27 protein-coding genes are annotated in these 21,901 nt (G+C 59.1%); 17 read left to right on the top strand and 10 right to left on the bottom strand.

Annotation, left to right across the window (positions count from 1 at the left end):
• Positions 1-381: 381 nt before the first annotated feature.
• Both rhtA and ACO6VD_RS18565 read left to right on the top strand, forming a co-directional pair.
• Positions 382-1,269, top strand: a complete 888-nt coding sequence (rhtA, locus tag ACO6VD_RS18570; protein WP_422421150.1) for a threonine/homoserine exporter RhtA — start codon at positions 382-384, stop codon at positions 1,267-1,269.
• A gap of 183 nt (positions 1,270-1,452) precedes the next feature.
• Positions 1,453-1,734 carry a hypothetical protein gene (locus tag ACO6VD_RS18565; protein ID WP_422421148.1) on the top strand — a complete coding sequence of 94 codons (282 nt, stop codon included), beginning with the start codon at positions 1,453-1,455 and terminating at the stop codon, positions 1,732-1,734.
• Positions 1,735-1,794: 60 nt separating this feature from the next.
• Here the strand turns inward: ACO6VD_RS18565 and ACO6VD_RS18560 are convergent, their stop codons facing one another.
• Together ACO6VD_RS18560 and ACO6VD_RS18555 are read right to left on the bottom strand one after the other, a co-directional pair.
• Positions 1,795-3,603 carry an aminopeptidase P family protein gene (locus tag ACO6VD_RS18560; RefSeq protein ID WP_422421147.1) on the bottom strand — a complete coding sequence of 603 codons (1,809 nt, stop codon included), beginning with the start codon at positions 3,601-3,603 and terminating at the stop codon, positions 1,795-1,797.
• A 56-nt stretch (positions 3,604-3,659) separates the two neighbouring features.
• A complete protein-coding gene (locus tag ACO6VD_RS18555) occupies positions 3,660-4,820 on the bottom strand; it encodes a cysteine desulfurase family protein (RefSeq protein ID WP_422421146.1) in 1,161 nt (386 codons plus the stop codon).
• 245 nt (positions 4,821-5,065) lie between these two features.
• On the opposite strand from ACO6VD_RS18555, the gene ACO6VD_RS18550 reads away from it, so the two are divergent.
• Together ACO6VD_RS18550 and ACO6VD_RS18545 are read left to right on the top strand one after the other, a co-directional pair.
• Positions 5,066-6,181, top strand: a complete 1,116-nt coding sequence (locus tag ACO6VD_RS18550) for a DUF3182 family protein (RefSeq protein WP_422421145.1) — start codon at positions 5,066-5,068, stop codon at positions 6,179-6,181.
• Positions 6,168-6,938: an alpha/beta hydrolase family protein gene (locus ACO6VD_RS18545; RefSeq protein WP_422421144.1), complete on the top strand. Its 771-nt coding sequence runs from the start codon at positions 6,168-6,170 to the stop codon at positions 6,936-6,938. The genes ACO6VD_RS18550 and ACO6VD_RS18545 overlap by 14 nt, the downstream gene beginning before the upstream one ends.
• On the opposite strand, the gene ACO6VD_RS18540 is transcribed toward ACO6VD_RS18545, so the two are convergent.
• A complete protein-coding gene (locus ACO6VD_RS18540) occupies positions 6,914-7,297 on the bottom strand; it encodes an antibiotic biosynthesis monooxygenase (RefSeq protein WP_422421143.1) in 384 nt (127 codons plus the stop codon). The two genes, ACO6VD_RS18545 and ACO6VD_RS18540, sit on opposite strands and share 25 nt — an antisense overlap.
• An 87-nt stretch (positions 7,298-7,384) precedes the next feature.
• Here ACO6VD_RS18540 and soxR point away from each other — a divergent pair, with 87 nt between their 5' ends.
• Entirely contained in the window at positions 7,385-7,855 is a 471-nt protein-coding gene (gene soxR, locus ACO6VD_RS18535) for a redox-sensitive transcriptional activator SoxR (RefSeq protein ID WP_422421142.1), read from the top strand.
• A gap of 15 nt (positions 7,856-7,870) precedes the next feature.
• On the opposite strand, the gene ACO6VD_RS18530 is transcribed toward soxR, so the two are convergent.
• Positions 7,871-8,851 carry a GlxA family transcriptional regulator gene (locus ACO6VD_RS18530; protein ID WP_422421141.1) on the bottom strand — a complete coding sequence of 327 codons (981 nt, stop codon included), beginning with the start codon at positions 8,849-8,851 and terminating at the stop codon, positions 7,871-7,873.
• Between the two features lie 107 nt (positions 8,852-8,958).
• Here ACO6VD_RS18530 and ACO6VD_RS18525 point away from each other — a divergent pair, with 107 nt between their 5' ends.
• Positions 8,959-9,516, top strand: coding sequence for a cysteine hydrolase family protein (locus ACO6VD_RS18525; RefSeq protein WP_422421140.1), 558 nt, complete (start codon positions 8,959-8,961; stop codon positions 9,514-9,516).
• 58 nt (positions 9,517-9,574) lie between these two features.
• Here the strand turns inward: ACO6VD_RS18525 and ACO6VD_RS18520 are convergent, their stop codons facing one another.
• A complete protein-coding gene (locus ACO6VD_RS18520) occupies positions 9,575-10,138 on the bottom strand; it encodes a helix-turn-helix domain-containing protein (protein WP_422421138.1) in 564 nt (187 codons plus the stop codon).
• 83 nt (positions 10,139-10,221) lie between these two features.
• On the opposite strand from ACO6VD_RS18520, the gene ACO6VD_RS18515 reads away from it, so the two are divergent.
• From ACO6VD_RS18515 to ACO6VD_RS18485, 7 genes are all read left to right on the top strand, one after another.
• Positions 10,222-11,169, top strand: coding sequence for a DMT family transporter (locus tag ACO6VD_RS18515; protein WP_422421137.1), 948 nt, complete (start codon positions 10,222-10,224; stop codon positions 11,167-11,169).
• 149 nt (positions 11,170-11,318) lie between these two features.
• A complete protein-coding gene (locus tag ACO6VD_RS18510; RefSeq protein WP_422421135.1) occupies positions 11,319-14,234 on the top strand; it encodes a monovalent cation/H+ antiporter subunit A in 2,916 nt (971 codons plus the stop codon).
• Positions 14,234-14,578, top strand: a complete 345-nt coding sequence (locus ACO6VD_RS18505; protein WP_010224297.1) for a Na+/H+ antiporter subunit C — start codon at positions 14,234-14,236, stop codon at positions 14,576-14,578. Before ACO6VD_RS18510 ends, ACO6VD_RS18505 begins: the two co-directional genes overlap by 1 nt.
• Complete coding sequence (locus tag ACO6VD_RS18500; RefSeq protein ID WP_422421133.1) at positions 14,575-16,257, top strand: monovalent cation/H+ antiporter subunit D; 1,683 nt, start codon at positions 14,575-14,577, stop codon at positions 16,255-16,257. Before ACO6VD_RS18505 ends, ACO6VD_RS18500 begins: the two co-directional genes overlap by 4 nt.
• Entirely contained in the window at positions 16,254-16,742 is a 489-nt protein-coding gene (locus ACO6VD_RS18495) for a Na+/H+ antiporter subunit E (protein ID WP_422421132.1), read from the top strand. Before ACO6VD_RS18500 ends, ACO6VD_RS18495 begins: the two co-directional genes overlap by 4 nt.
• Positions 16,739-17,017: a K+/H+ antiporter subunit F gene (locus ACO6VD_RS18490; RefSeq protein ID WP_010224304.1), complete on the top strand. Its 279-nt coding sequence runs from the start codon at positions 16,739-16,741 to the stop codon at positions 17,015-17,017. The genes ACO6VD_RS18495 and ACO6VD_RS18490 overlap by 4 nt, the downstream gene beginning before the upstream one ends.
• Positions 17,014-17,379 carry a Na+/H+ antiporter subunit G gene (locus ACO6VD_RS18485; RefSeq protein ID WP_422421130.1) on the top strand — a complete coding sequence of 122 codons (366 nt, stop codon included), beginning with the start codon at positions 17,014-17,016 and terminating at the stop codon, positions 17,377-17,379. Before ACO6VD_RS18490 ends, ACO6VD_RS18485 begins: the two co-directional genes overlap by 4 nt.
• Before the next feature lie 3 nt (positions 17,380-17,382).
• On the opposite strand, the gene ACO6VD_RS18480 is transcribed toward ACO6VD_RS18485, so the two are convergent.
• Complete coding sequence (locus ACO6VD_RS18480) at positions 17,383-17,592, bottom strand: hypothetical protein (RefSeq protein ID WP_422421128.1); 210 nt, start codon at positions 17,590-17,592, stop codon at positions 17,383-17,385.
• Positions 17,589-18,059 carry a hypothetical protein gene (locus ACO6VD_RS18475; RefSeq protein ID WP_422421126.1) on the bottom strand — a complete coding sequence of 157 codons (471 nt, stop codon included), beginning with the start codon at positions 18,057-18,059 and terminating at the stop codon, positions 17,589-17,591. Before ACO6VD_RS18475 ends, ACO6VD_RS18480 begins: the two co-directional genes overlap by 4 nt.
• A 319-nt stretch (positions 18,060-18,378) precedes the next feature.
• Here ACO6VD_RS18475 and ACO6VD_RS18470 point away from each other — a divergent pair, with 319 nt between their 5' ends.
• Entirely contained in the window at positions 18,379-18,588 is a 210-nt protein-coding gene (locus ACO6VD_RS18470) for a hypothetical protein (protein ID WP_422421124.1), read from the top strand.
• 8 nt (positions 18,589-18,596) lie between these two features.
• Here ACO6VD_RS18470 and ACO6VD_RS18465 read toward each other — a convergent pair whose 3' ends face one another.
• Together ACO6VD_RS18465 and ACO6VD_RS18460 are read right to left on the bottom strand one after the other, a co-directional pair.
• Entirely contained in the window at positions 18,597-18,812 is a 216-nt protein-coding gene (locus ACO6VD_RS18465; RefSeq protein ID WP_422421122.1) for a hypothetical protein, read from the bottom strand.
• A 216-nt stretch (positions 18,813-19,028) separates the two neighbouring features.
• Entirely contained in the window at positions 19,029-19,433 is a 405-nt protein-coding gene (locus ACO6VD_RS18460) for a TraR/DksA family transcriptional regulator (protein WP_400172826.1), read from the bottom strand.
• A 342-nt stretch (positions 19,434-19,775) separates the two neighbouring features.
• On the opposite strand from ACO6VD_RS18460, the gene ACO6VD_RS18455 reads away from it, so the two are divergent.
• From ACO6VD_RS18455 to ACO6VD_RS18445, 3 genes are all read left to right on the top strand, one after another.
• On the top strand, positions 19,776-20,120 hold the full coding sequence (locus ACO6VD_RS18455; protein ID WP_422421120.1) for a hypothetical protein: 345 nt from the start codon (positions 19,776-19,778) through the stop codon (positions 20,118-20,120).
• A 43-nt stretch (positions 20,121-20,163) separates the two neighbouring features.
• The gene (locus ACO6VD_RS18450; protein WP_422421118.1) at positions 20,164-20,526 is read left to right on the top strand and encodes a hypothetical protein; all 363 of its coding nucleotides are present in this window, start codon (positions 20,164-20,166) and stop codon (positions 20,524-20,526) included.
• A gap of 228 nt (positions 20,527-20,754) precedes the next feature.
• Entirely contained in the window at positions 20,755-21,078 is a 324-nt protein-coding gene (locus ACO6VD_RS18445; protein ID WP_422421116.1) for a hypothetical protein, read from the top strand.
• A 42-nt stretch (positions 21,079-21,120) separates the two neighbouring features.
• Here ACO6VD_RS18445 and ACO6VD_RS18440 read toward each other — a convergent pair whose 3' ends face one another.
• Complete coding sequence (locus tag ACO6VD_RS18440; protein ID WP_422421114.1) at positions 21,121-21,894, bottom strand: enoyl-CoA hydratase; 774 nt, start codon at positions 21,892-21,894, stop codon at positions 21,121-21,123.
• Positions 21,895-21,901: the final 7 nt, after the last annotated feature.

Here is a 21,901-nt window from a genome sequence, read left to right as displayed (position 1 = left end):
TTATTTTGAAGTTTTTCAGAATTTCTCTTTCAACTTCAACCGCTTAACTCGCTGCGATCTCTCGTCAGCGGGAGGCGAATTCTACAGCGTTTCAATCCGCTGTCAACCACCTTTTTCACCGCTGCCGATCTTTTGATCGAAGCCCCTCCGGTACTACCTGAAACATCTAACTCGTTGATTCTCAAGGAGTTTTCCGTTCCGACTGCGCCGGAAGTGGGACGAATTATAGAGTAATTAAATCGTGCGTCAAGCTTTAATGTGAAAAAACCTATATAAAAGAATAATGAGCACTATATTGCTCATTATTCAGGGTTTGCGCATCATAAGCCCCTGCCGTCGACCTAGCGCGCCCCGCCTAACTATAAGGAACACCCTTTCCCAATGAACGCTCACCCCCGCAGTCTGGCCGCTACACTGCTCCCCATCGGCTTGCTGCTTATCGCAATGGCTTCGATACAATCCGGTGCATCGCTGGCCAAGAGCATGTTCCCTGTCGTTGGCGCGCAAGGCACCACTACCCTGCGCCTGATCTTCGCCAGCGTGATCATGCTGATACTGCTGCGTCCTTGGCGCGCGCGCCTCACTGCCAGCACCCTGCGCACCGTCATCATCTATGGCATGGCGCTAGGCGGCATGAACTTCCTCTTCTATATGTCCTTGCGCACTGTTCCACTCGGGATTGCCGTAGCGCTGGAATTCACCGGCCCACTCGCGGTGGCCCTGTATGCCTCCCGGCGCGCGGTGGACTTTCTGTGGATCGGCTTGGCTGTTGTCGGATTGCTGTTGCTGATTCCCATCGGTCAAACCGGCGGCGGCATCGACCTGGTCGGCGCAGGCTATGCGCTGGGCGCCGGTGTATGCTGGGCCTTGTACATTCTATATGGCCAAAAGGCAGGCGCAGAGAACGGTATACAGACCGCAGCGCTAGGCGTAATTGTCGCCGCGCTATTTGTTGCACCTATCGGCATTGCCCACGCAGGCAGTGCACTACTCACCCCAGCGCTGCTACCGATCGCGCTTGCCGTCGCGATACTGTCTACTGCGTTACCCTACAGCCTGGAAATGGTCGCCCTTACACGCATGCCCGCCAGGACCTTTGGCACATTGATGAGCATTGAGCCTGCTTTTGGCGCACTCTCGGGACTGCTGTTTCTGGGGGAAGTATTGAGTGCCGCGCAGTGGCTGGCCATCGGCGCAATCATTACTGCTTCAGTAGGTGCGACACTATCGATGCGCAAGGAACCCCCTGCCCTGGTCGCTGCTGACTGATTTGAGAAATATTTGCATTTAAATCCAAGCGGGTGATTGTGCCACGCATCTTCGATCTTTAAGCTGTCATGGATCGTCAACCCTGAAGCTATTAAATCGACAAGACAGGGACGCAAGGGAGCATCAGGAAGAAGCAACAGACACAGACCCGGACAACAGATCCGGCACGTATTAAGGACGGGAATGAAACGAATTTTGCTCATCCTGGCCGTGTTGGCCATCGCCGGATGCGCGGCGACTGCAAAAACCGAAGTCAAGCACGGCAAGCGGGGCTTGCATATCAACTGCTCGGGGCTCTCGTCATCTTGGAATAAGTGCGATAGCAAAGCGACCACGGCCTGCGGCGCAAAAGGCTACAAAGTGATCGCCCGATCCGGTGACGATGATGCAGAGCCTGGCGACTACCTTTTCGGGCTTAATCCAGCCGGATATACCAGTCGCAGCATGATCGTGATCTGCAAGTAACGAATCTCCAGTACAAAGGGCAGTCATTGAACTGCCCTTTGTACGTTCTAGCGCTCGGGATCAGAGCGCTTTGGCACGCTCCTGTAACCATTGCAGCGCTGCCCCATCGAGCAACGGCTCAAGGCGTTCCCGCACCTGCTGGTGATAGTCATTGAGCCAACCCAGTTCGCAATCGCTCAACAACTCCGGCAACAGGCAACGCGTATCAATCGGGCACAAGGTCAGGGTTTCAAACTCGAGGAAGTCACCGAATTCGCTGCGCCCCACCTCACGATTGAAAACCAGGTTCTCGATTCGTACCCCCCAATGTCCTGGTCGATAAGTACCGGGTTCGATCGAGGTGATCATCCCTGCCTGCATCGCAGTATGCGGCGCGACTGGAGCCTGATAAGCAATGACTTGTGGTCCTTCATGCACATTCATGAAGTAACCGACGCCGTGCCCGGTGCCATGACCGTAATCGACCTGATCAGCCCAGATCGGTGCCCGGGCGATGGCATCCAGAAGCGGTGAAGGGATACCTCGCGGGAATCGCGCACGTGACAACGCGATAACCCCCTTGAGTACCCGGGTACAGTCCTGTTTCTGCTCCAGGGTCGGCGTACCTACGGGCACCATGCGCGTGATATCCGTGGTCCCTCCCAGATACTGTCCGCCCGAGTCAATCAACAGCAGCCCATCACCTTCGATGCGTGAGTGGGACGTCTCGGTTGCACGGTAATGCGGCATGGCGCCGTTGGCGTTGAAGGCAGCAATAGTAGAAAAGCTCAATGAAACGAAGCCCGGACGGCGAGCCCGAGCGGCACTGAGTTGTTCGTCGATGTTCAGTTCGGTAACCGGCTCGCGCCCCAGTGCCTGCTCCAGCCAGGCGAAAAACTCGCACAACGCTGCACCGTCCTGCTCCATGGCGCTGCGAATATGGACCAGGTCTTGAACACTTTTTTGCGATTTGGCCAAGGTCGTGGGATTGAGCCCTTCAACCAGTCGCACCTGCGCCGACAAACTGTCGATCAATCCGCAGGTGACCCGTGCTGGATCAATCAGCAAACTACTGCTTTCCGGGATTTCGGCCAAGGCCGAATGAACAGCCTCATAGTCGCGCACCTCAATACCATCAACCCCAAGCACCTGACGCAGCTGCGCACCCAGCTTATCTGGCGCTACAAAGAGGATTGCCCGATCCTGGCTGACCAGCGCGAATGCGAGGAACACTGGATTGTAGGAAACATCGCTACCACGCAAGTTGAACAACCAGGCAACATCGTCGAGGGTAGCGATGAAGTGCCAGTCAGCATGGCGCTCACGCAGCACCCGACGTAACTGAGCGAGTTTTTCACTGCGACTGACCGTCGCCTCGGGAGGCAGATGCTGGAACACCGGACTGTCCGGCAAGGACGGGCGGTCAAACCAAACCTGACCTAGCAAATCCTTGGTTGTAAGCAAGCGCGCATTACGGGCCTTTAAGCGCTCTTCCAACTGCCGCGCAGAAGCCAACGCCATGACGGCGCCATCAACTGCGACCACCTCACCTGCTGGCGTTTGCTCTGCCAGCCAATCCAGCGGACCCGGTTTTCCTGGCTGCAGCTTCATCAACTCGATGCTGCTACCGGCGAGCTCTTTCTCGGCCTGCTCCCAGTAGCGGCTATCGGCCCACAGACCGGCAAAGTCCGAAGTCACAATCAAGGTGCCTACAGACCCTTGAAAGCCGGACAACCACTCCCGGCCCTGCCAGTAGCCAGGCAGGTATTCAGACAGGTGCGGGTCGGCCGATGGCACCAACAAGGCGCCAACCCCTTCACGACTCATGACCTGGCGAATAGCTGCCAATCGTGCGTTCACCGCTCCCTGCGTTGAAGACTGAGTATTCATGCTGACTCCTGCTACCACGGCATCCATTGTTATAGACGCAGATAATGGAGCAGGCTTCAGCCTCCGGCAACCGCCCAGAAAGGTTGCGACTGTAACGAGGCTTTGATTGCCTGCACCGCTTGATCGACATCCTGCTCCTGGGTGTAGCGGCCAAGGCTCAAGCGAATGGTCTGGCGCGCAGCTTGAGGATCGAGCCCCAGTGCCAACAACACATGGGAGGGCTGGTTGCTGGATGAGTTGCAGGCCGAAGTCGATGAGAACGCCAAACTATCGGCAAGGGTCGTCAAGTTGGGACTTTGGCCTTTGAAGGTCAGGCTCAAGGTATGGTCAATGCGCTGCTCGGGGCTGCCGTTGACCACCAGCCCGGGAATCTCCTCTAGTTGCTCCAGCAAGCGCTGGCGCAACTGTCTGATACGCGGCAGCTCTTCACGCTGCAGCTCACCCGCCAAGACAAAGGCAGCACCCATGCCGACAATCTGATGAGTCGCCAGCGTCCCCGAACGCAAGCCGCCTTCGTGCCCTCCCCCATGGATCTGCGCCTGGAGTATCGGCCTGGCACGCTCACCAACATATAGCGCACCGATTCCCTTCGGCCCATAGACCTTATGAGCAGAGAATGACATCAGGTCCACAGGCCATTGCTGCAAATCGATACCGAGTTTGCCGGCTCCCTGAGCGGCATCCACATGCAGCAATGCACCATGGCGGCGAACAAGCTTACCAATGCTAGCAACATCATTGATGGTACCCAGCTCATTGTTCACCAGCATCAGTGAGACCAGCACCGTGTCATCACGCAATGCATCCAGCACAGCTTCCGGACTGATCAGCCCTTGAGCGTCCGGCGCCAGGCGCGTCACGGCAAAACCTGCCTGCTCAATTTGCCAAGCGGTATCAAGCACTGCCTTGTGTTCAATCTGACTGGTAATGAGGTGGCCATTCTGACGCCCCTGGAACAGCCCCTTCAACGCAAGGTTGTTGGATTCTGTAGCTCCCGAGGTCCAGACAATCTGCTGCGCCTGCGCCCCCACAAGCTCAGCAACCTGAGCACGGGACTGCTCTACGGCCGCCCGCGCTTTCTGGCCATAGCGGTGCGAGGCGGACGCCGGATTACCAAAGTTACCCGAGGCACCAAGGCATTCCACCATCACCTGGATGACTCGCTCGTCGACAGGTGTCGTGGCGGCGTAGTCGAAATACAACGGGAAATTGTTCATCACAGCAGGGTCTCTGGTTGTCCATGCCTAGTAAAGAAGACGCTTCCTTTATGCGTGTAGGCAAGAGGTAGTCCCATACTGCCTCAGCCTTTAATAGATCAATAAATTATCAATTTTTATATTTATATAACAAAAGATAAATTGCAGGCGTTCTCGGTGAACTTCCGCGCGCCTCAGCCTTCTCAACAATAGGTCCCTGCACGGGAGGACAACGCTTCCCACGGGGACTCGTAGATGCCGAGGACATGCCTATGCCCCGCTCGACCGATCACAAGCAAGGCGTCGTGCTGCTCGATACCCGCCAGCACACCCCCGAACATGAACACAGCGTGCACCTGAAACTGGCTGAACGTCTGGCCCAGTTGCTCCATACGAACGTCGTCGTACCCACCGAGCTACCCACTGAACACAGTAACTTTTACTTTCTGCCCACCGAGACCCTCATCGACCCCGCTCGCTATCAGCAGATGGGCATTGCCTCGGCGCAAGACCTGTTCGGCGGTGTCGTGTCCCGACCCTACATGGCAACCAAGGCTATTTCTCACCCTCTGCCTGCCAATGCTCGCTACCCCCTGGGCTGGACCGACGACTTTGCTCGCCAGGCCAGTGATGCCTTGCTCAGTGGCTATACGGTATTCAGACTGGAGGACGCCAGGCGCGCTGCGGCATTGTTGCTGCACAACGGTCCACTGCGGATCAAGCCGGTGCGGGCCACGGCAGGCCGGGGGCAAACCGTAGCCACCTCGATGGACGAGGTCGAACAAGCACTTACGGATCAGGACGAGAAAGAGCTGAGCCTCTGGGGCCTGACGCTGGAGGAGAACCTGACCCAAGTGCAGACCTACAGTGTTGGACAGGTGTTTGTTGCAGGCCTCCTGTGTAGCTACTACGGCACCCAGCAATTGACCCACGACCATGCCGGTGAAGAAATCTATGGAGGCTCCGATCTGGTACTGGTACGAGGCGACTACGACATTTTGCTGCAATTGGAACTCGAAGATCCTCTGCGCCTGGCCATCACCCAGGCCAGAACCTACGAGCAAGCGGCACTCCATAACTTCCCCGGTTTTATCGCCTCACGCCGTAACTATGACATTGCCCGGGGCCTGAACAGCCAGGACAAGCTGCGCAGCGGCGTACTTGAACAATCCTGGCGAATGGGTGGCGCCAGTAGTGCAGAAATCCTGGCCTTGCAGGCCTTTGCCGCTGACCCTGCGCTGACCCGCATCCGTGCCTCGACCCATGAAGCCTTCGATGCGCCCGCGCTACCCGCCGATGCAACCATTTTCTATCAGGGGGACGACAGTGAGCTCGGAAGAATCTGCAAATATGCACGGCTGCGCGACTATGACCATCCATAGCGAGTCCATCGAGATCCATGTCGATGATGAAACGATCGCTGCGACCATCGTCAGCCCCGGCGACAAGGTCCCGGGAATCCTCTTCGTTCACGGCTGGGGAGGTAGTCAGCAGCGCGACCTGGCACGGGCCAAGCAGATCACCGGCCTGGGTTGTGTGTGCATGACCTTCGACTTGCGCGGTCATGAAAAGACCGAGAGCCAGCGCCTGAGCGTCACCCGTGAACAAAACCTCGCCGATCTGGTGGCAGCCTATGATCGGCTGGTCAGTCACCCCGCTGTAGACACCAGTGCCATCGCCCTGATCGGCAGTAGCTACGGTGGCTACCTGGCCACCCTGCTGACCGCCCAGCGGCCGGTCAAATGGCTGGCCCTGCGCGTTCCGGCATTGTACTGGGATGATGAATGGACAATGCCCAAGCAAGGCCTTGATCGCCAACGCCTTACCGACTATCGCCGGCGCCCACTCGGCCCTGCCGATAATCGCGCGTTAGGGGCATGCGCCGAGTTCGCCGGTGACGTGCTACTGGTTGAATCGGAACAAGACGACTATGTCCCGCACAGCACCCTGATGAGTTACCGTTCGGCGTTCGTCAGCGCCCACTCACTGACCCATCGAATCGTCGACGGCGCAGATCATGCGCTGTCCAGCGACCGCAGCCAGAAAGCCTACAGTTCGATCCTCAGCGCCTGGATCAGCGAAATGGTTATCGGCGCCCGCCTTGACCGCTACCCTCACCACTCGCCCTGGTATTCCTGAGTCGAGGGCAGTTGGCAATGCAGTCCGTCGGTGACACTGCGCGCCAGACTACTCAAGGTCTGAAAGGCAGCGAAGTTCACACCCTTGGCCTGATGCTGCTCGATCAACTGCAGGAAAGGCTCTTGTTCAAAACTGCTGGCCGCCGCTTCCCAGGCGCTGCGTGATTGCCACTGCAGGTATTGCAGCACACGACTGCCATCATCACTGGCCTGGATGCTCGCTCCGATCAAACCGGCATGGCGCAAGGCCAAACCTTCGCTTCGCTCGGCAAGTGCCTGAGCCAGGGCACGCTGGCGTGCGGGCACCACTTGGAACTCGATCATCTGGGTAAAGCACAAGCTGCGCTCTGGAACCGTCATGGGCATTGTCTCCCTGCCATTGAACTTGCGATGTGACGGCAGGCAGGGTAAAACCTCGAGTTAACTATAGGTCAAGAGATTTCTGCCATGACTCAGCCCTGCACCGCCGAAAAGGTCATGACCGTCGGCCAGTTGGCCGCCCGTAGCGGTGTCGCGGTCACCGCCTTGCACTTCTATGAAAGCAAAGGACTGATCCACAGTACCCGCAGTAGCGGTAACCAGCGGCGCTATCCGCGCGAAACCCTGCGCCGGGTGGCGGTCATCAAGATGGCCCAACGCCTGGGTATTCCACTGGCAACCATTCATGCTGCGTTACAAACATTACCCGTGGGCCGAGCGCCGAGTGTCGCAGACTGGCAACGGCTGTCCGAGCAGTGGCGCCAGGACCTGACCCGGCGTATCGACAAGTTACTGGTGCTGCGCGACCAGCTCGACGGCTGCATAGGCTGCGGCTGCATGTCGCTGCAAAGCTGTCCATTACGCAATTGCGATGATCAGTTGAGTGAGCACGGTCCGGGCCCGCAGTTGCTTGAGCCCGGCCCGGAAACCGCCGACTAGGCTAATACACCAAAATCAGCCGATGCTATCGATTACACGGCGCCGATAGTCGCTTGGCGCAAGCCCGGTGACCTTGTGGAATACCTTGCGAAATGCGCCTGGATCTTGATACCCCACGCCCCAGGCAATCTGGTCAATACTGCGGTTGGTGAATTCGAGCATCCGGCAAGCACGGCCAACCCGCACCTGCTGGCAATATTCAGTGGGCTTGAAACCCGTAGCACTGCGGAACCGGCGCAGAAAGGTACGAGACTCCAAACCTGCGCAGTCTGCCATGACCTTCAGGTTCACATCGCGGGCACCGCTGCTTTGCAGCCAGTGCTGGACCTTCAGTACCGCTTCGTCGCCATGATCCAGACGCGGACTGAACACGCTGCCCGGTCGCGCACCGCCACTGACGCGTTCTACTGCCAGAAAGCGCGCGGTCTCGGCGGCCAGGGTCTCGCCGAGGTAACGCTCGACCAGCTTCAGCCCCAGCTCGGTCCAGGCCATCAACCCGGCCGAGGTGATGATGTCACCATCATCCAGCAGCGGCAGATTGGCCTCAACCTTGATCGCGGGGAAACGCTCGGCCAGTGATTGGGCAAAATTCCAATGGGTAGTCGCTGGCCGGCCATCCAGCAGACCGCTGGCGGCAATGAAAAACACCCCGACACACACCGAGACCAACAGGGCGCCATCGCGGTGCCACTGATGCAGATGTTCACGGTAACGCTCAAGCAACTCGGGAGACGGTGCCTGGGTCAAACTCGGTGGAATAACCATCACCCGCGGCTGGTGACGCGCCCCTGGATGGCTATCGAACACCACTGTCACCCGCTGGTCATCACTTTCGCTCCAATGACTGACACGCAACACCGGCCGGTCCAGCGCGCCGAGGTCCTGGCGCAAGCGATTGGCAATCGCGAACAGGTCGGTCAGCCCATGCACCGCTGCTGCTTGTGCCCCGGGGTAGACCAACAGACCGATCTCCAACGTCTCGTTCTCTTTGGCCATTGTCAGTTTTTCCCGCCAATTTGTCGTTCGCGCCAATCTGCAAGCGTAGCGCTCAAGCCTATAACTATCACCACGGCACAACCACTCCCCAACACGAGGCTTTTACAATGAGCAAACACGCGCTGATCGTCATCGATATCCAGAACGACTACTTCCCTGGCGGCAAATGGACCCTGGCAGGTGCAGATCGCGCTGCCGACAATGCCGCCCGCCTTGTCGCCGATACCCGGAGCAAGGGTGATCTGGTGGTGCATGTGCGCCATGAGTTCGAGTCCCATGATGCGCCCTTCTTCACGCCGGGGTCCGAGGGTGCCCGGATCCACCCCAAAGTCGCCCCTCAGGGTGAAGAACCCGTAGTCCTCAAGCACAAAGTGAATTCGTTTCTGAACACCGAGCTCAAGGCGCTGCTGGATGAGCATGGAATCAAGGAAGTGACGGTGATCGGGAGCATGAGCCACATGTGCATCGACGCCTTCACCCGCGCCGCTGCCGATCTGGACTACAGCGTCACGGTAATCCACGACGCCTGCGCCACCCGCGACCTGGAATTCAATGGCGTCAGCGTGCCAGCCGCCCACGTGCACGCCGCTTACATGGCGTCTCTGGCGTTTGCCTATGCCCAGGTGATCTCCACAGAAGACTATCTGGCCCGCAACACCCGCTGAACCCGTCACCGGACAAGCCCGTTCCTGCAATCACCGCCCGTGGGAGCGGGTTTGGCCTCTAGATCACCACATTGCGCACAAACCGCGTCGCCACATCGCCATCATTGCAATAGGCATGAACGCAATTGCTGGCATAACTGAAAAAATCACCCACCTGCAGCACATGCTGTTGCTCGTTGATGACCAAGGTCAGGCAACCCTCGGCCACATACAGTTGCTCGCTCCAGCCATCGGCGTCGGCCTCGCATTGATACACCTCGCCCGGCTCCAGCCGCCACTCCCACAACTCCACCTCGCGACTGGCGGCCGAGCTGGCCAGCAGTACCGCCTTACTGCCGGGATGAACCCCGGCCCAGGCAAGCTCGTTGATGCGGCTTGGATCGCGGTTGTCAGGGGCCTGGATCAAATCGGTAAAGGCGGCGCCCAACGCCTCGGCGAGACGGTCCAAAGTGGTCAGGCTGACATTATTTTCTCCGGCCTCGATGGCCACCAGCATGCGGCGGCTGACTCCAGACTTTTCCGCCAGGGCGCTTTGACTGAGTTCGGCGGCATGGCGCAGGCGGCGAATGTTCTGGCTGACATGTTGCAGCACGGAGGCGCGCTGGCTGGCGTTTTTGTGCACTATATTGCTCACAGATAGGGTTTGCGCAGTATACTGCCCACTTCGCCGCAATTGTGCGTCGCCCCACTCCAGTGTGCAAGGCCATGAATCCGATCAACAGCGCAGAACGCCCTTCCGTTTCCTTCCGGCTGAGCAGGGCCGAACTTGTATTGGTGTTTATCACCATGCTTTGGGGCGGCACCTTTCTGTTGGTGCACAACGTCATGACCGTCAGCGGGCCCATGTTCTTTGTCGGCCTGCGCTTTGCCGCCGCCACGCTGTTCGTTGGCCTGGTGTCAGCTCGCGCCTTGTCGGGTCTGACCGCCACCGAGCTGAAGGCCGGCGTGCTGATCGGTATTTCGATCATGCTCGGCTATGGCTTGCAGACCTACGGGCTGCAGACCATCAGCAGCAGTCAATCGGCCTTTATCACTGCGCTGTACGTACCCTTTGTACCATTGCTGCAGTGGTTGGTACTGGGGCGCCGCCCAGGCCTGATGCCAAGCCTGGGGATCGGCCTGGCCTTTGTCGGCCTGATGTTGCTGGCCGGCCCGGAAGGTGGCTCGCTGCAGTTCAGCGCAGGCGAAATTGCCACGCTGGTCAGTGCCGTGGCGATTGCTGCGGAAATCATTCTGATCAGCCGCTACGCCGGCAAGGTCGATGTGCGCCGGGTGACCGTGGTGCAGTTGGCGACCGCCTCGGTCTTGTCGTTCATGATGGTGGTACCGACCCAGGAGCCGCTGCCGGACTTTTCCTGGCTGCTACTGCTCAGCGCTCTGGGCCTTGGCGCCATGAGTGCGGTCATTCAGGTAGCAATGAACTGGGCGCAGAAGTCGGTTTCCCCGACCCGGGCAACGCTGATCTATGCGGGCGAGCCGGTATGGGCCGGTATCGTTGGGCGTGTCGCTGGCGAGCGCCTGCCCGGTATCGCCCTGCTGGGTGGGCTGTTGATTGTGATTGCAGTGGTGGTCAGCGAGCTGAAAATCAAACGCAGGGAGCAAACGCCTGAGGCGCTCGAGGCAGCGAATCCAGGGCAAGAAGCTGGGCTCTAATGGCTGATTCCCGTCTATCCTTTGAAAAAAACTGTTATAAAAAAAACGTTTGATACACCGCGTTTGTAGAATTCTGCCACAGCTTCTGTGTTGGTGATCGACGGTACGCCACGTATGATCCCTTACAAACTCCTGCAGATTAGAAATCTATGTCCTTGATAGTGCTACTGCTTCTGCCGTTCATCGGCAGCTGCCTGGCGGCTGTCTTGCCGCACAACGCACGTAACAGCGAGTCGCTGCTTGCCGGGCTCGTCGCTCTGGTCGGCACCGTCCAGGTAGCCCTGCTGTACCCGCAAATCGCCGATGGCGGTGTAATTCGCGAGGAATTTCTCTGGCTGCCGAGCCTGGGTCTGAACCTGGTTCTGCGCATGGACGGCTTTGCCTGGCTGTTCTCATTGCTGGTGCTGGGTATCGGTACGCTGGTATCGCTTTATGCGCGCTACTACATGTCACCCCAGGACCCGGTGCCGCGGTTTTTTGCGTTTTTCCTGGCCTTCATGGGTGCCATGCTCGGCCTGGTGATCTCCGGCAACCTGATCCAGATCGTGTTTTTCTGGGAACTGACCAGCGTATTCTCGTTCCTGCTGATTGGCTACTGGCACCACCGCGCCGACGCCCGCCGCGGCGCCTACATGGCCCTGATGGTCACTGGCGCGGGCGGCTTGTGCCTGCTGGCAGGGGTGCTGCTGCTCGGCCATGTGGTCGGCAGCTACGACCTGGACAAGGTCCTCGCTGCCGGCGAGCTGATTCGCAATCATGCCCTGTACCCCGTCCTGCTCCCGCTGATTCTCCTCGGCGCCCTGACCAAGAGCGCACAGTTCCCCTTCCATTTCTGGCTGCCTCACGCGATGGCAGCCCCCACGCCAGTCTCGGCTTACCTGCACTCGGCGACCATGGTCAAAGCCGGCGTGTTCCTTCTGGCGCGCCTGTGGCCGGTGCTTTCCGGCAGCGAGGAATGGTTCTGGATCGTCGGCGGCGCCGGCGCCTGTACCCTGTTGCTGGGTGCGTTCGCAGCCATGTTCCAGAACGATCTCAAAGGCCTGCTGGCCTACTCGACCATCAGCCATCTGGGCCTGATTACCCTGCTGCTGGGGCTGAACAGTCCGCTGGCAGCAGTGGCCGCAGTGTTCCACATCCTCAACCATGCCACCTTCAAAGCCTCGTTGTTCATGGCGGCAGGCATCATCGACCATGAAAGCGGCACCCGTGACATCCGTCGCCTTAGCGGCCTGTTCCGGCTGATACCCTTCACTGCAACTCTGGCCATGGTGGCGAGCGCCTCCATGGCCGGGGTGCCGTTGATGAACGGCTTCCTGTCCAAGGAAATGTTCTTCGCCGAAACCGTGTTCATCAACTCCAGCGCCTGGATCGAAGCTGCCCTGCCAGTAATCGCCACCCTCGCCGGTACCTTCAGCGTGGCCTATGCCCTGCGTTTTACCGTCGATGTGTTTTTCGGTCCGCCGGCAACTGATTTGCCCCACACCCCTCACGAGCCACCGCGCTGGATGCGTGCGCCGGTCGAACTGCTGGTGCTTACCTGCCTGGTGGTGGGCATGTTTCCGGCCCAATCGGTCGGGCCGTTGCTGGCCGCTGCCGCCTTGCCGGTAGTGGGCGGTACGTTGCCCGAATACAGCCTGGCGATCTGGCATGGCTGGAACGCCCCGCTGATCATGAGCTTGATCGCCATGACCGGCGGTATCCTCCTTTACCTGCTGCTGCGCAACCAGCTCAAGCTCGGCCGTTTCCCTTGTCCGCCGCTGATCGGGCGCTTCAATGGCAAGCGCCTGTTCGAACATGCCCAAGTGCTGCTGATGCGCACCGCTCGGCGCTTCGAACGCGTGATGACCACCCGACGCCTGCAAAAGCAGCTGTTCATGCTGGTGCTGGCAGCACTGCTGGCAGGTCTGCTGCCGATGCTGCAAAGCGGATTGAGCTGGGGCGATCGACCGAAAATTCCGGGCTCTGGCGTCTTTGTCACCCTATGGCTGATCGCCATTGCCTGCGCCCTGGGTGCGGCCTGGCAAGCCAAGTACCACCGACTGGCGGCCCTGACCATGGTCAGCGTCTGCGGCTTGATGACCTGCATCACCTTTGTCTGGTTCTCGGCACCCGATCTGGCCTTGACCCAACTGGCGGTTGAAGTGGTGACCACCGTGCTGATCCTCCTCGGTCTGCGCTGGTTGCCACGTCGAATCGAAGGGGTTTCGCCCCTTCCCGGCAGCCGGGAACAAGCCCGCATGCGGCGCTTGCGCGACCTGATCCTGGCGGTCCTGGTTGGCGGCGGCATGGCTGTGCTGTCTTATGCGATGCTGACCCGCCCAACGCCAAACGACATCTCTTCGTTCTACTTGAGCCGGGCCCTGCCCGAAGGCGGCGGCAGCAACGTGGTCAACGTCATGCTCGTTGACTTCCGCGGTTTCGATACCCTGGGTGAAGTCACCGTGCTGGTCGCTGTGGCGCTGGCAGTGTTTGCTCTGCTGCGACGTTTCCGTCCCCCCCGCGAAAGCATGCAACTGCCGGCCCAGCAGCGTCTGCTGGCGCCTGATGTGGTCACCGATCTGATCAACCCGCGTCAGGCTGCCGACACCGCCCTCGGCTTCATGATGGTCCCTGCGGTACTGGTGCGCCTGCTGCTGCCTATCGCCCTGGTGGTGTCGATGTACTTGTTCATGCGCGGGCACAACCAGCCCGGCGGTGGATTCGTCGCGGGCCTGGTGATGTCGGTGGCCTTTATCCTCCAGTACATGGTTGCCGGTACCCAGTGGGTAGAGGCACAAATGAGCCTGCGGCCCTTGCGCTGGATGGGTACCGGGTTGCTCTGCGCCACCCTCACCGGCGGCGGAGCCATGCTGCTCGGGTACCCGTTCCTGACGACGCACACCGCCCACCTGCACTTGCCGCTGCTGGGGGATATCCATTTCGCCAGCGCGCTGTTCTTCGATGTCGGCATTTTTACCGTGGTAGTCGGTTCGACCCTGTTGATTCTCACTGCCTTGGCTCACCAGTCGGTGCGTGGACACCGTCCGGCCAGCCAAGCTAAAGCCACCCAGACAGGAGCCGCCTGATGGAAGAAGTCATTGCAATCGCCATTGGAGTACTCGCTGCTTCCGGAGTCTGGCTGATCCTGCGCCCACGAACCTTCCAGGTGGTAATGGGCCTGTGCTTGCTGTCCTATGGGGTCAACCTGTTCATCTTCAGCATGGGCAGCCTGTTCATCGGCAAGGAACCCATCATTAAGGATGGCGTGCCCCAGGACCTGCTCAACTACACCGACCCCTTGCCCCAGGCGCTGGTGCTCACCGCCATCGTCATCAGCTTTGCCATGACCGCGCTGTTTCTCGTGGTGTTGTTGGCATCACGCGGGTTGACCGGCACCGACCACGTGGACGGCCGGGAGCCCAACGAATGAGCTTCATGAACCAGCTGATTATCGCGCCAATCCTGCTGCCATTGCTCACGGCGGCACTGATGTTGCTGCTGGGTGAAAAGCGCAGGCCGCTCAAGGCTCGCCTGAACCTGTTCTCCAGCCTGCTGGGGCTGGCGATCTCGATTACCTTGTTGCTGTGGGTCCAGGAACAGGGCCAGGCCAGCTCGATCGGTGTCTACCTCCCGGGCAACTGGCCAGCGCCCTTCGGTATCGCCCTGGTGGTTGATCGACTGTCCGCGCTGATGCTGGTGCTGACAGGCATCATTGGGGTCAGCGCCCTGCTGTTCGCCATGGCACGTTGGGACAGCGCCGGGGCTAGCTTCCATGCCCTGTTCCAGATTCAGCTGATGGGCCTCTACGGGGCATTCCTGACCGCCGACCTGTTCAACCTGTTCGTGTTCTTTGAGGTGCTGCTAGCGGCGTCCTATGGGTTACTTCTGCACGGATCCGGCCGCGCGCGGGTCAAGGCCGGCCTGCATTACATCGCCATCAACCTGTTCGCGTCCTCGCTGTTTCTGGTCGGCGCAGCAATGCTTTATGGCGTCACCGGCACACTGAACATGGCCGATCTGGCCCTGAAAATCCCGCTCGTACCGGAAGCTGATCGCGGCCTGCTACACGCCGGTGCGGCAATTCTGGCCATAGCCTTCCTGGCCAAGGCCGGGATCTGGCCGTTGAACTTCTGGCTGGTGCCGGCGTATTCCGCCGCCAGTGCGCCTGTAGCCGCACTGTTCGCAATCATGACCAAAGTCGGCTTCTATACCGTGCTGCGCTTATGGACACTGCTGTTTTCCGGGCAGGCAGGTGCCTCGGCGTTCTTTGGTGGTGACTGGCTGGTGTATGGCGGCCTGGCAACGCTAGGCTGCGCGGCCGTGTCAATCCTCGCCGCCCAGCGCCTGGAGCGCATGGCGAGCCTGAGCATCCTCGCCTCGGCAGGTACCCTGATGGCTGCCATCGGCTTCGGCCAGGTGACACTGACCGCCGGGGCCCTGTTCTATCTGGTCAGTTCGACCCTCGCTCTGTGCGCCCTGTTCCTGCTGGCCGAGCTGATCGAGCGCTCACGCTCGGCAAACGAGCTGCCCCTCGATGACGACGACTGCCATCCCTCGCCGCTCGAATCTCTGCACCCGCCCAAAGGCATCAACCTTGATGACGAGCAGAAGGCGGTAATCGGCCAGGTGATTCCGTGGACCATGGCATTCCTGGGCTTGAGCTTTATCGCTTGTGCGTTGTTGATCATCGGCATGCCGCCCCTGTCAGGTTTCATCGGCAAAATCAGCCTGATTGCCGCGCTGTTCAACCCTCAGGGTCTGGGAATCGCTCCCGAGCAACCACTCTCTATCCAGGGCTGGGCTTTGGTAGCACTGCTCATACTTTCTGGCCTGGCCTCGATGATTGCCCTTACCCGAGTGGGCATCCAACGTTTCTGGACCCCTCAAGAACGTCCATCGCCAGCACTGCGTCGTTACGAATGCATCCCCATCGTGGTCCTGCTCGGGCTGTGCATCGCCTTGAGCGTGCGCGCCGAACCGCTGCTGCGTTACACCCAGGACACGGCTGCAAGCCTTCAGGACCCTGAGCAATATGTCAGCGCAGTGCTCAGCACCCGGCCTATCCCCGGCCCTACCAGCCAGGCCGCCAGCGCACAGGTGCAACCATGAAGCGTCTGTTTCCCGCACCATTGCTGTCGCTGTCTCTGTTCCTGCTGTGGCTGGTGCTGAACCTGTCGGTCAGTCCGGGCAACCTGTTGTTAGCTGCCTTGCTGGGTGTGTTTGCCCCGATCCTGATGGCGCCGCTACGACCGGTGTCGGCATCCATTCGCCACCCCTGGACGGTTCTACGCCTGATCCTGCGGGTCGGTGTTGATGTGCTGATCTCCAACCTGCAGGTGGCCCGTGGCGTCTGGACAGCCAAGCGCCGCGCCCCTCGCTCACGCTTCGTGCATATTCCACTGGACTTGCGCGATGCCCACGGCCTGGCGGCCTTGTCGATGATCACCACAGTGATCCCTGGGACTATCTGGTCGGAGCTGGCACTGGATCGCAGCATTCTGCTGTTGCATGTGTTTGATCTGGACGATGAAACGCACTTCATCGAACACTTCAAACAGACCTATGAACGCCCGCTGATGGAGATTTTCGAATGACTGGCCTGCTTGCCAACGCCATTCTCGCCAGCCTGTTCATCTTTGCCCTGGCCATGGCCCTGACCCTCGTCCGGCTATTTCGCGGCCCCTCCGCTCAGGATCGGGTCCTCGCGCTGGATTACCTGTACATCCTGGCGATGCTGATGATGCTGGTGCTGGGTATTCGTTATGCCAGTGACACCTACTTCGAGGGGGCGTTGTTGATTGCCTTGTTCGGTTTCGTCGGATCGTTTGCCCTGGCCAAGTTCCTGTTGCGTGGCGAGGTAATCGAATGAACAACCTGAACGAGTTGCCTTTCTGGGTCGAGTTGCTGGTTGCGGTGCTGTTGTTGCTCAGCAGCCTGTTTGCCCTGAGCGGGGCGCTGGGCCTGATTCGCCTGAAAGAGTTCTTTCAGCGCATGCACTCGCCCGCCCTGGCCTCAACCCTGGGAACCTGGTGTGTCGCGCTGGCCTCGATCCTGTATTTCTCGGCGCTCAAGCAGGGACCGGTGCTGCATGCCTGGTTGATCCCGATCCTGATGGCTATCACCGTACCGGTAACCACCTTGCTACTGGCGCGGGCCGCACTGTTCCGCAAACGCATGGCTGGAGACAAGGTACCGGAAGAAATCAGCAGCGGCCGGGATCGAGGCAACTAAGGCCTATCCGGTCAGTATCTGCAGTTCACGGCGGACCATAGCCGCATACTCGGGTGGGCTCAGTTGATACAACTGGGTGGCCACCCAATCAAACCATGCCCCCTGCAGGCGGTCGCGTTGCGCAAGCCATAGCTCGGCCTGCTCACGGGCCCGCGCCTGGTGCAGTGCATGAAACTCGGCACGCCCCTGTGGCGCGTCAGTTGACGCGCTCACTCGCTGGCCTTGAACGTGGTCAGCTCACCTTTCTGCCATTTGGCCACCTTGCGGGTGGCAGCCTTGAGGGTCTTGCTCAGGCCTTCCTGTAGCTGCTCGTGAGCGGCAAAGATCAATACTACGCTTTGACCTTCTTTCAGGACGATGCCCTCGCCCTCAGGCACCGAGACAAACGCATAGTCACCCAGGCCATAGACGGTAAGTTTGATGTCACGAAAACGAACTTCCAACTTGCCACCTTCGCGACTGGGCAATACAGCAGCGCGGAAATGATCACCGACTTTGAGCTCCAAGCGCGGTTTGTCGTCGACAACCAGTGCTGTCTCAGTGTCGATTTCAGCCATGTACAGGCTTTCCGCGTTCTGCTCGGTGACATAGACAAAACGCGATTGAAACTGTTTGACCAATTTGGCCCGAAGATCGCCCAGCACAAACAAGGCGTGCATATCCAGATTACTGACTGCCAATGAAAGATTCCTCAAAACGATTACACGACGTCACCGCAGGGCTCGCAAGGCACCGTGAAGGCAACGACACTTCAACGTCGAAGTCTGAAAGACTAATGGGTAAATGCTCGAAGCGTCTGTGTGGGCGGGCGTTGCAACGTGCAGGAATTGTCACCCCTGCAAGCCAGCCAAGGCCTCACGACAGGCATCCGGCGGATTTCCGTCAACGGAAACGTACTTTCTGACATCAAAATTGCCAGGAAAATGCGATAGATACATACATCCATCCCCTCGGCAGAACGGGGTCCCGGATCGCATCTACATATCACAAGGAAGGAATATGCACGAAAACACCGAAATCCGTCGAGAGGCAGGCAACATTTCTTACATCAACAGCGGCCTAGGTTCAAACGTGAACCGCATGCGTTACATCGTGGTACCGGCCGGTATCAACTTCTTTCACATCACTGAGCACGCTAGCGGACAGGTAAAGGGTTTCCGTTGCAGACATATTGATGCCTGCGAGTTGGCTCGAACGCTGGAACGTTGAAATTGCCTTCAAACGGCCTGGCGTACTGCCCTGGGCCGTTGCTCACCCTGTAGCTGCTCCCTCCACGCGATCTGACACTCTACCGCCTCGCCGCGACTGGCGAAGGCAGTTCCGCGCCGCTCACCATCGACCAGCACTACCCAACACACTCGCTTACCAGCCGCTTGCAAGGAAGCAGGGACACCACTACCAATCATCACGGCGACATCGACTTGGCTATTCATCATTCCCTCCGGAATTTAATTAGCTACCTAACGATATCGCTATCATACGCCCGCCACGACAGCGGAAAAAGCTATTGCCGGTATAGCTGTGTTGCATCAAAAGCAACAAACTCGGGCTCAAGAAGGGTTTGCACGCAGAGCGATGCGCCCTGATTCCAGGCCGAGAAACACCAAGGCCCCGAGGATCACTCCGCGGGGCCTTGTGCAAAACACCGGTCAGATCTGACGCTGGTGTTTGTCGATCTGCTCGTGCCGCTCCTGAGCTTCGATGCAGTACTTGGTGGTCGGGCTGATCAGCAAGCGTTTGAGCCCGATCGGCTCACCGCTGTCGTCACACCAACCAAAGCTGTCGTCCCTGATTCGCTCCAGGGCCATCTCCAGTTGTGGCAACAGGCGCTGGTCACGATCGATAGCGTTGACCAACCAGGTACGTTCTTCTTCAACAGAGGCGGCATCTGCCGGGTCTGCTGGAGTGTCCAGACTCTCGATAGCTACGCGGCTCTGTTCGATGCGCTCCTGAGTCTCGACTTTCATCGACTGCAGCAACTTGGTGAAGAACGCGTGTTGCTCGGCGTTCATGTAGTCATCGGCCGGCATGGCCAGCAACTTTTCCTTGGTCATCGATTTCTCTATGAAAATAACGTGCATTTAAGCGATTGGATTGCCATCACCGACAGTTCGCCGACGGCGGAATTCTTCAAGCACCCTGCGGCACTCTATTTACGAGGGGCGGCAGTCTAAGGCGCCACGTCGTACTGGGCAACAAAAATGACAATGCAGCAGCCCGAAACGGCCTGGAATCCGCTAATCGGCCCCCTGTACCTACCTCTTAGCTTGGTAACCGGCTCAAATCCATGCTCACCCTGCGTGGAACAACAGCCTCCCACAGGTGTTATCCCGATACACCCCATCGAGCAGCGCACACGGTTTCATGATGCTTTCACCTCTGGAGCCGTTAAGCCCATGAACCTGCAAGAACGCCTCGCACTCAACACCGATCTGGATTGCGCAGTTGCCGATCACTTCAACCTGCGTCCGACTCTGTACGAGGTGTGCGCCCGCCTCCTCGTGGAACAATGGTCAAAACGTCTGATCAGTCCTCACGACCCGCTGTCCCTTTTTTTGGCAAGCACCGACGGCACGTCGGAAAAAACCTATGTACGACCATTGCACCAGGTGTTTGCCGAGCGCTATTGCCGAGGCGCAACACTCAACCTCACTCCCGGCGAAGACTTTCTCAGTCTCGATCAAGATACCAACCCGCAAGCAGCTATCGATATCGACCTGCATCGAGCTACTGATCAATGAATGCGGCCCTTTTCTGCTGGAAAGCTACCTGCATGCGCTAGTGATGTTCTGGAGCGAAGCCGCCCCATCCGGACTGACTCCCTGGCAATGGTACGCCGACTACTTCAAACAACACTTCAGGTCGGCTATCGATATCGGCTTCGAGGCCGGCACACTTGGAAGCGTCGCAACAGCCGCGGCCAACCTGATCTACGCCTATCCTTCACCTCAGGAACGTAGCACCTGGCCAAATGTTGACAGGCTTGAGCTTCAGCACCTGGAACTGGACACTTCGGCAAGCGCTTACCTCGACGTGGACATGGCCAGTGCGCTGCTGCTCGAACATCTCGACAGTACGCCAGAGCGCTCTGCTACGCTGATTTACTGCTGCCCATTGCCTCGCGCCAGGCGCTACTCGATGGGCTAGGCCGACTTTGGCCCGCCTCGGCCGCCACACGGCCAACACTTGAGCTAAGCCCCACAACGACCAATAGCTTCGAAGCCCAGGCACGAGGCGTACTGCATCAACAGCTACGAACCATCAGCGCTTTGATGCAACAGTATCAATCCGAGTACAGCGCCCCTTTGATGGCACTCGAACTGGACCGCCTGACCTCGATGATCGGCCTGTGCAGCGCCACGGAGAATGGGTGAGGTGCAGTACCTGATCGACCAAGGTCAGGTCCAGGTGCGCGCGGTGGGCCGCCGCCGCCGACTGCTCAAAGTAAAAGGCCGACCGGAAGATTTTCTCGACGAGTACGAAATCAGCCACCAGGATACCGGCCTGTGGTATGCCCACTTCCACTACCCGGCCATGGACACGCCGCGCCAAGGCTTCATCGTCGGGCATCTGAAAACTGCCGCCCAACGTCACGCGGCAGGGCCGAGCATGACCGATGCCAGCACCGGCAAGGCCATCGATATCTATCGAGCGCCTATCACCTCGGCATCCGCGGCGAAGTACTTCTTCAGCCTGTAGCAACAACAGGGCCGCTGCGCTCAGGTACAGCGGCCCTGGTTTTCAACGGTCCTTGAACTGCGCTTCACGCTTGGCAATGAATGCCGCCATACCTTCCTTCTGATCTTCGGTGGCGAAGGCTGCATGGAACACCCGGCGCTCGAAGCGCACGCCTTCAGCGAGGTTGACCTCAAAGGCACGGTTGACGCTTTCCTTGACCATCATGGTCATCGGAATCGACTTGCTGGCAATCGTTGCTGCCACCTTCAAGGCTTCCTCCAGCAAATCCGCCTGCGGCACCACGCGCGCCACCAACCCTGCACGCTCGGCTTCCTCGGCGCCCATCAGGCGTCCGCTCAGGCACAGTTCCATGGCCTTGGCCTTGCCCACTGCGCGGGTCAGACGCTGGGTGCCGCCCATGCCCGGCAACACGCCCAGGTTGATTTCCGGCTGGCCGAACTTGGCATTGTCAGCAGCAAGAATGAAATCGCACATCATCGCCAGCTCGCAGCCACCGCCCAAGGCGAAGCCCGACACCGCGGCGATAATCGGCTTGCGCCGGTTGGCGATACGGTCGGCATCGCTGAACAAGTCATCGACATAGATCTGCGGGTAACGCAGGTCGGCCATTTCCTTGATATCGGCACCCGCAGCAAAGGCCTTGGCTGAGCCGGTGAGCACCACGCAGCCAATGTTCGGGTTGGCTTCCAGTTGGTCCAGCGCCTGGTTGATCTCACCGACGATCTGCGCGTTCAGCGCGTTCAACGCCTGTGGCCGATTCAACGTGATCAGGCCGACCTTGCCATGGATGTCCAACAGGATGGTTTCAAATGCCATGCAGACT

Source organism: Pseudomonas sp. GZD-222, assembly GCF_049310525.1.
In the GTDB taxonomy this organism is placed as follows: Bacteria; Pseudomonadota; Gammaproteobacteria; order Pseudomonadales; family Pseudomonadaceae; genus Aquipseudomonas.
The sequence above is the reverse complement of the archived record's forward strand: the minus strand, read 5'-3'. Positions and strand labels throughout refer to the sequence as shown.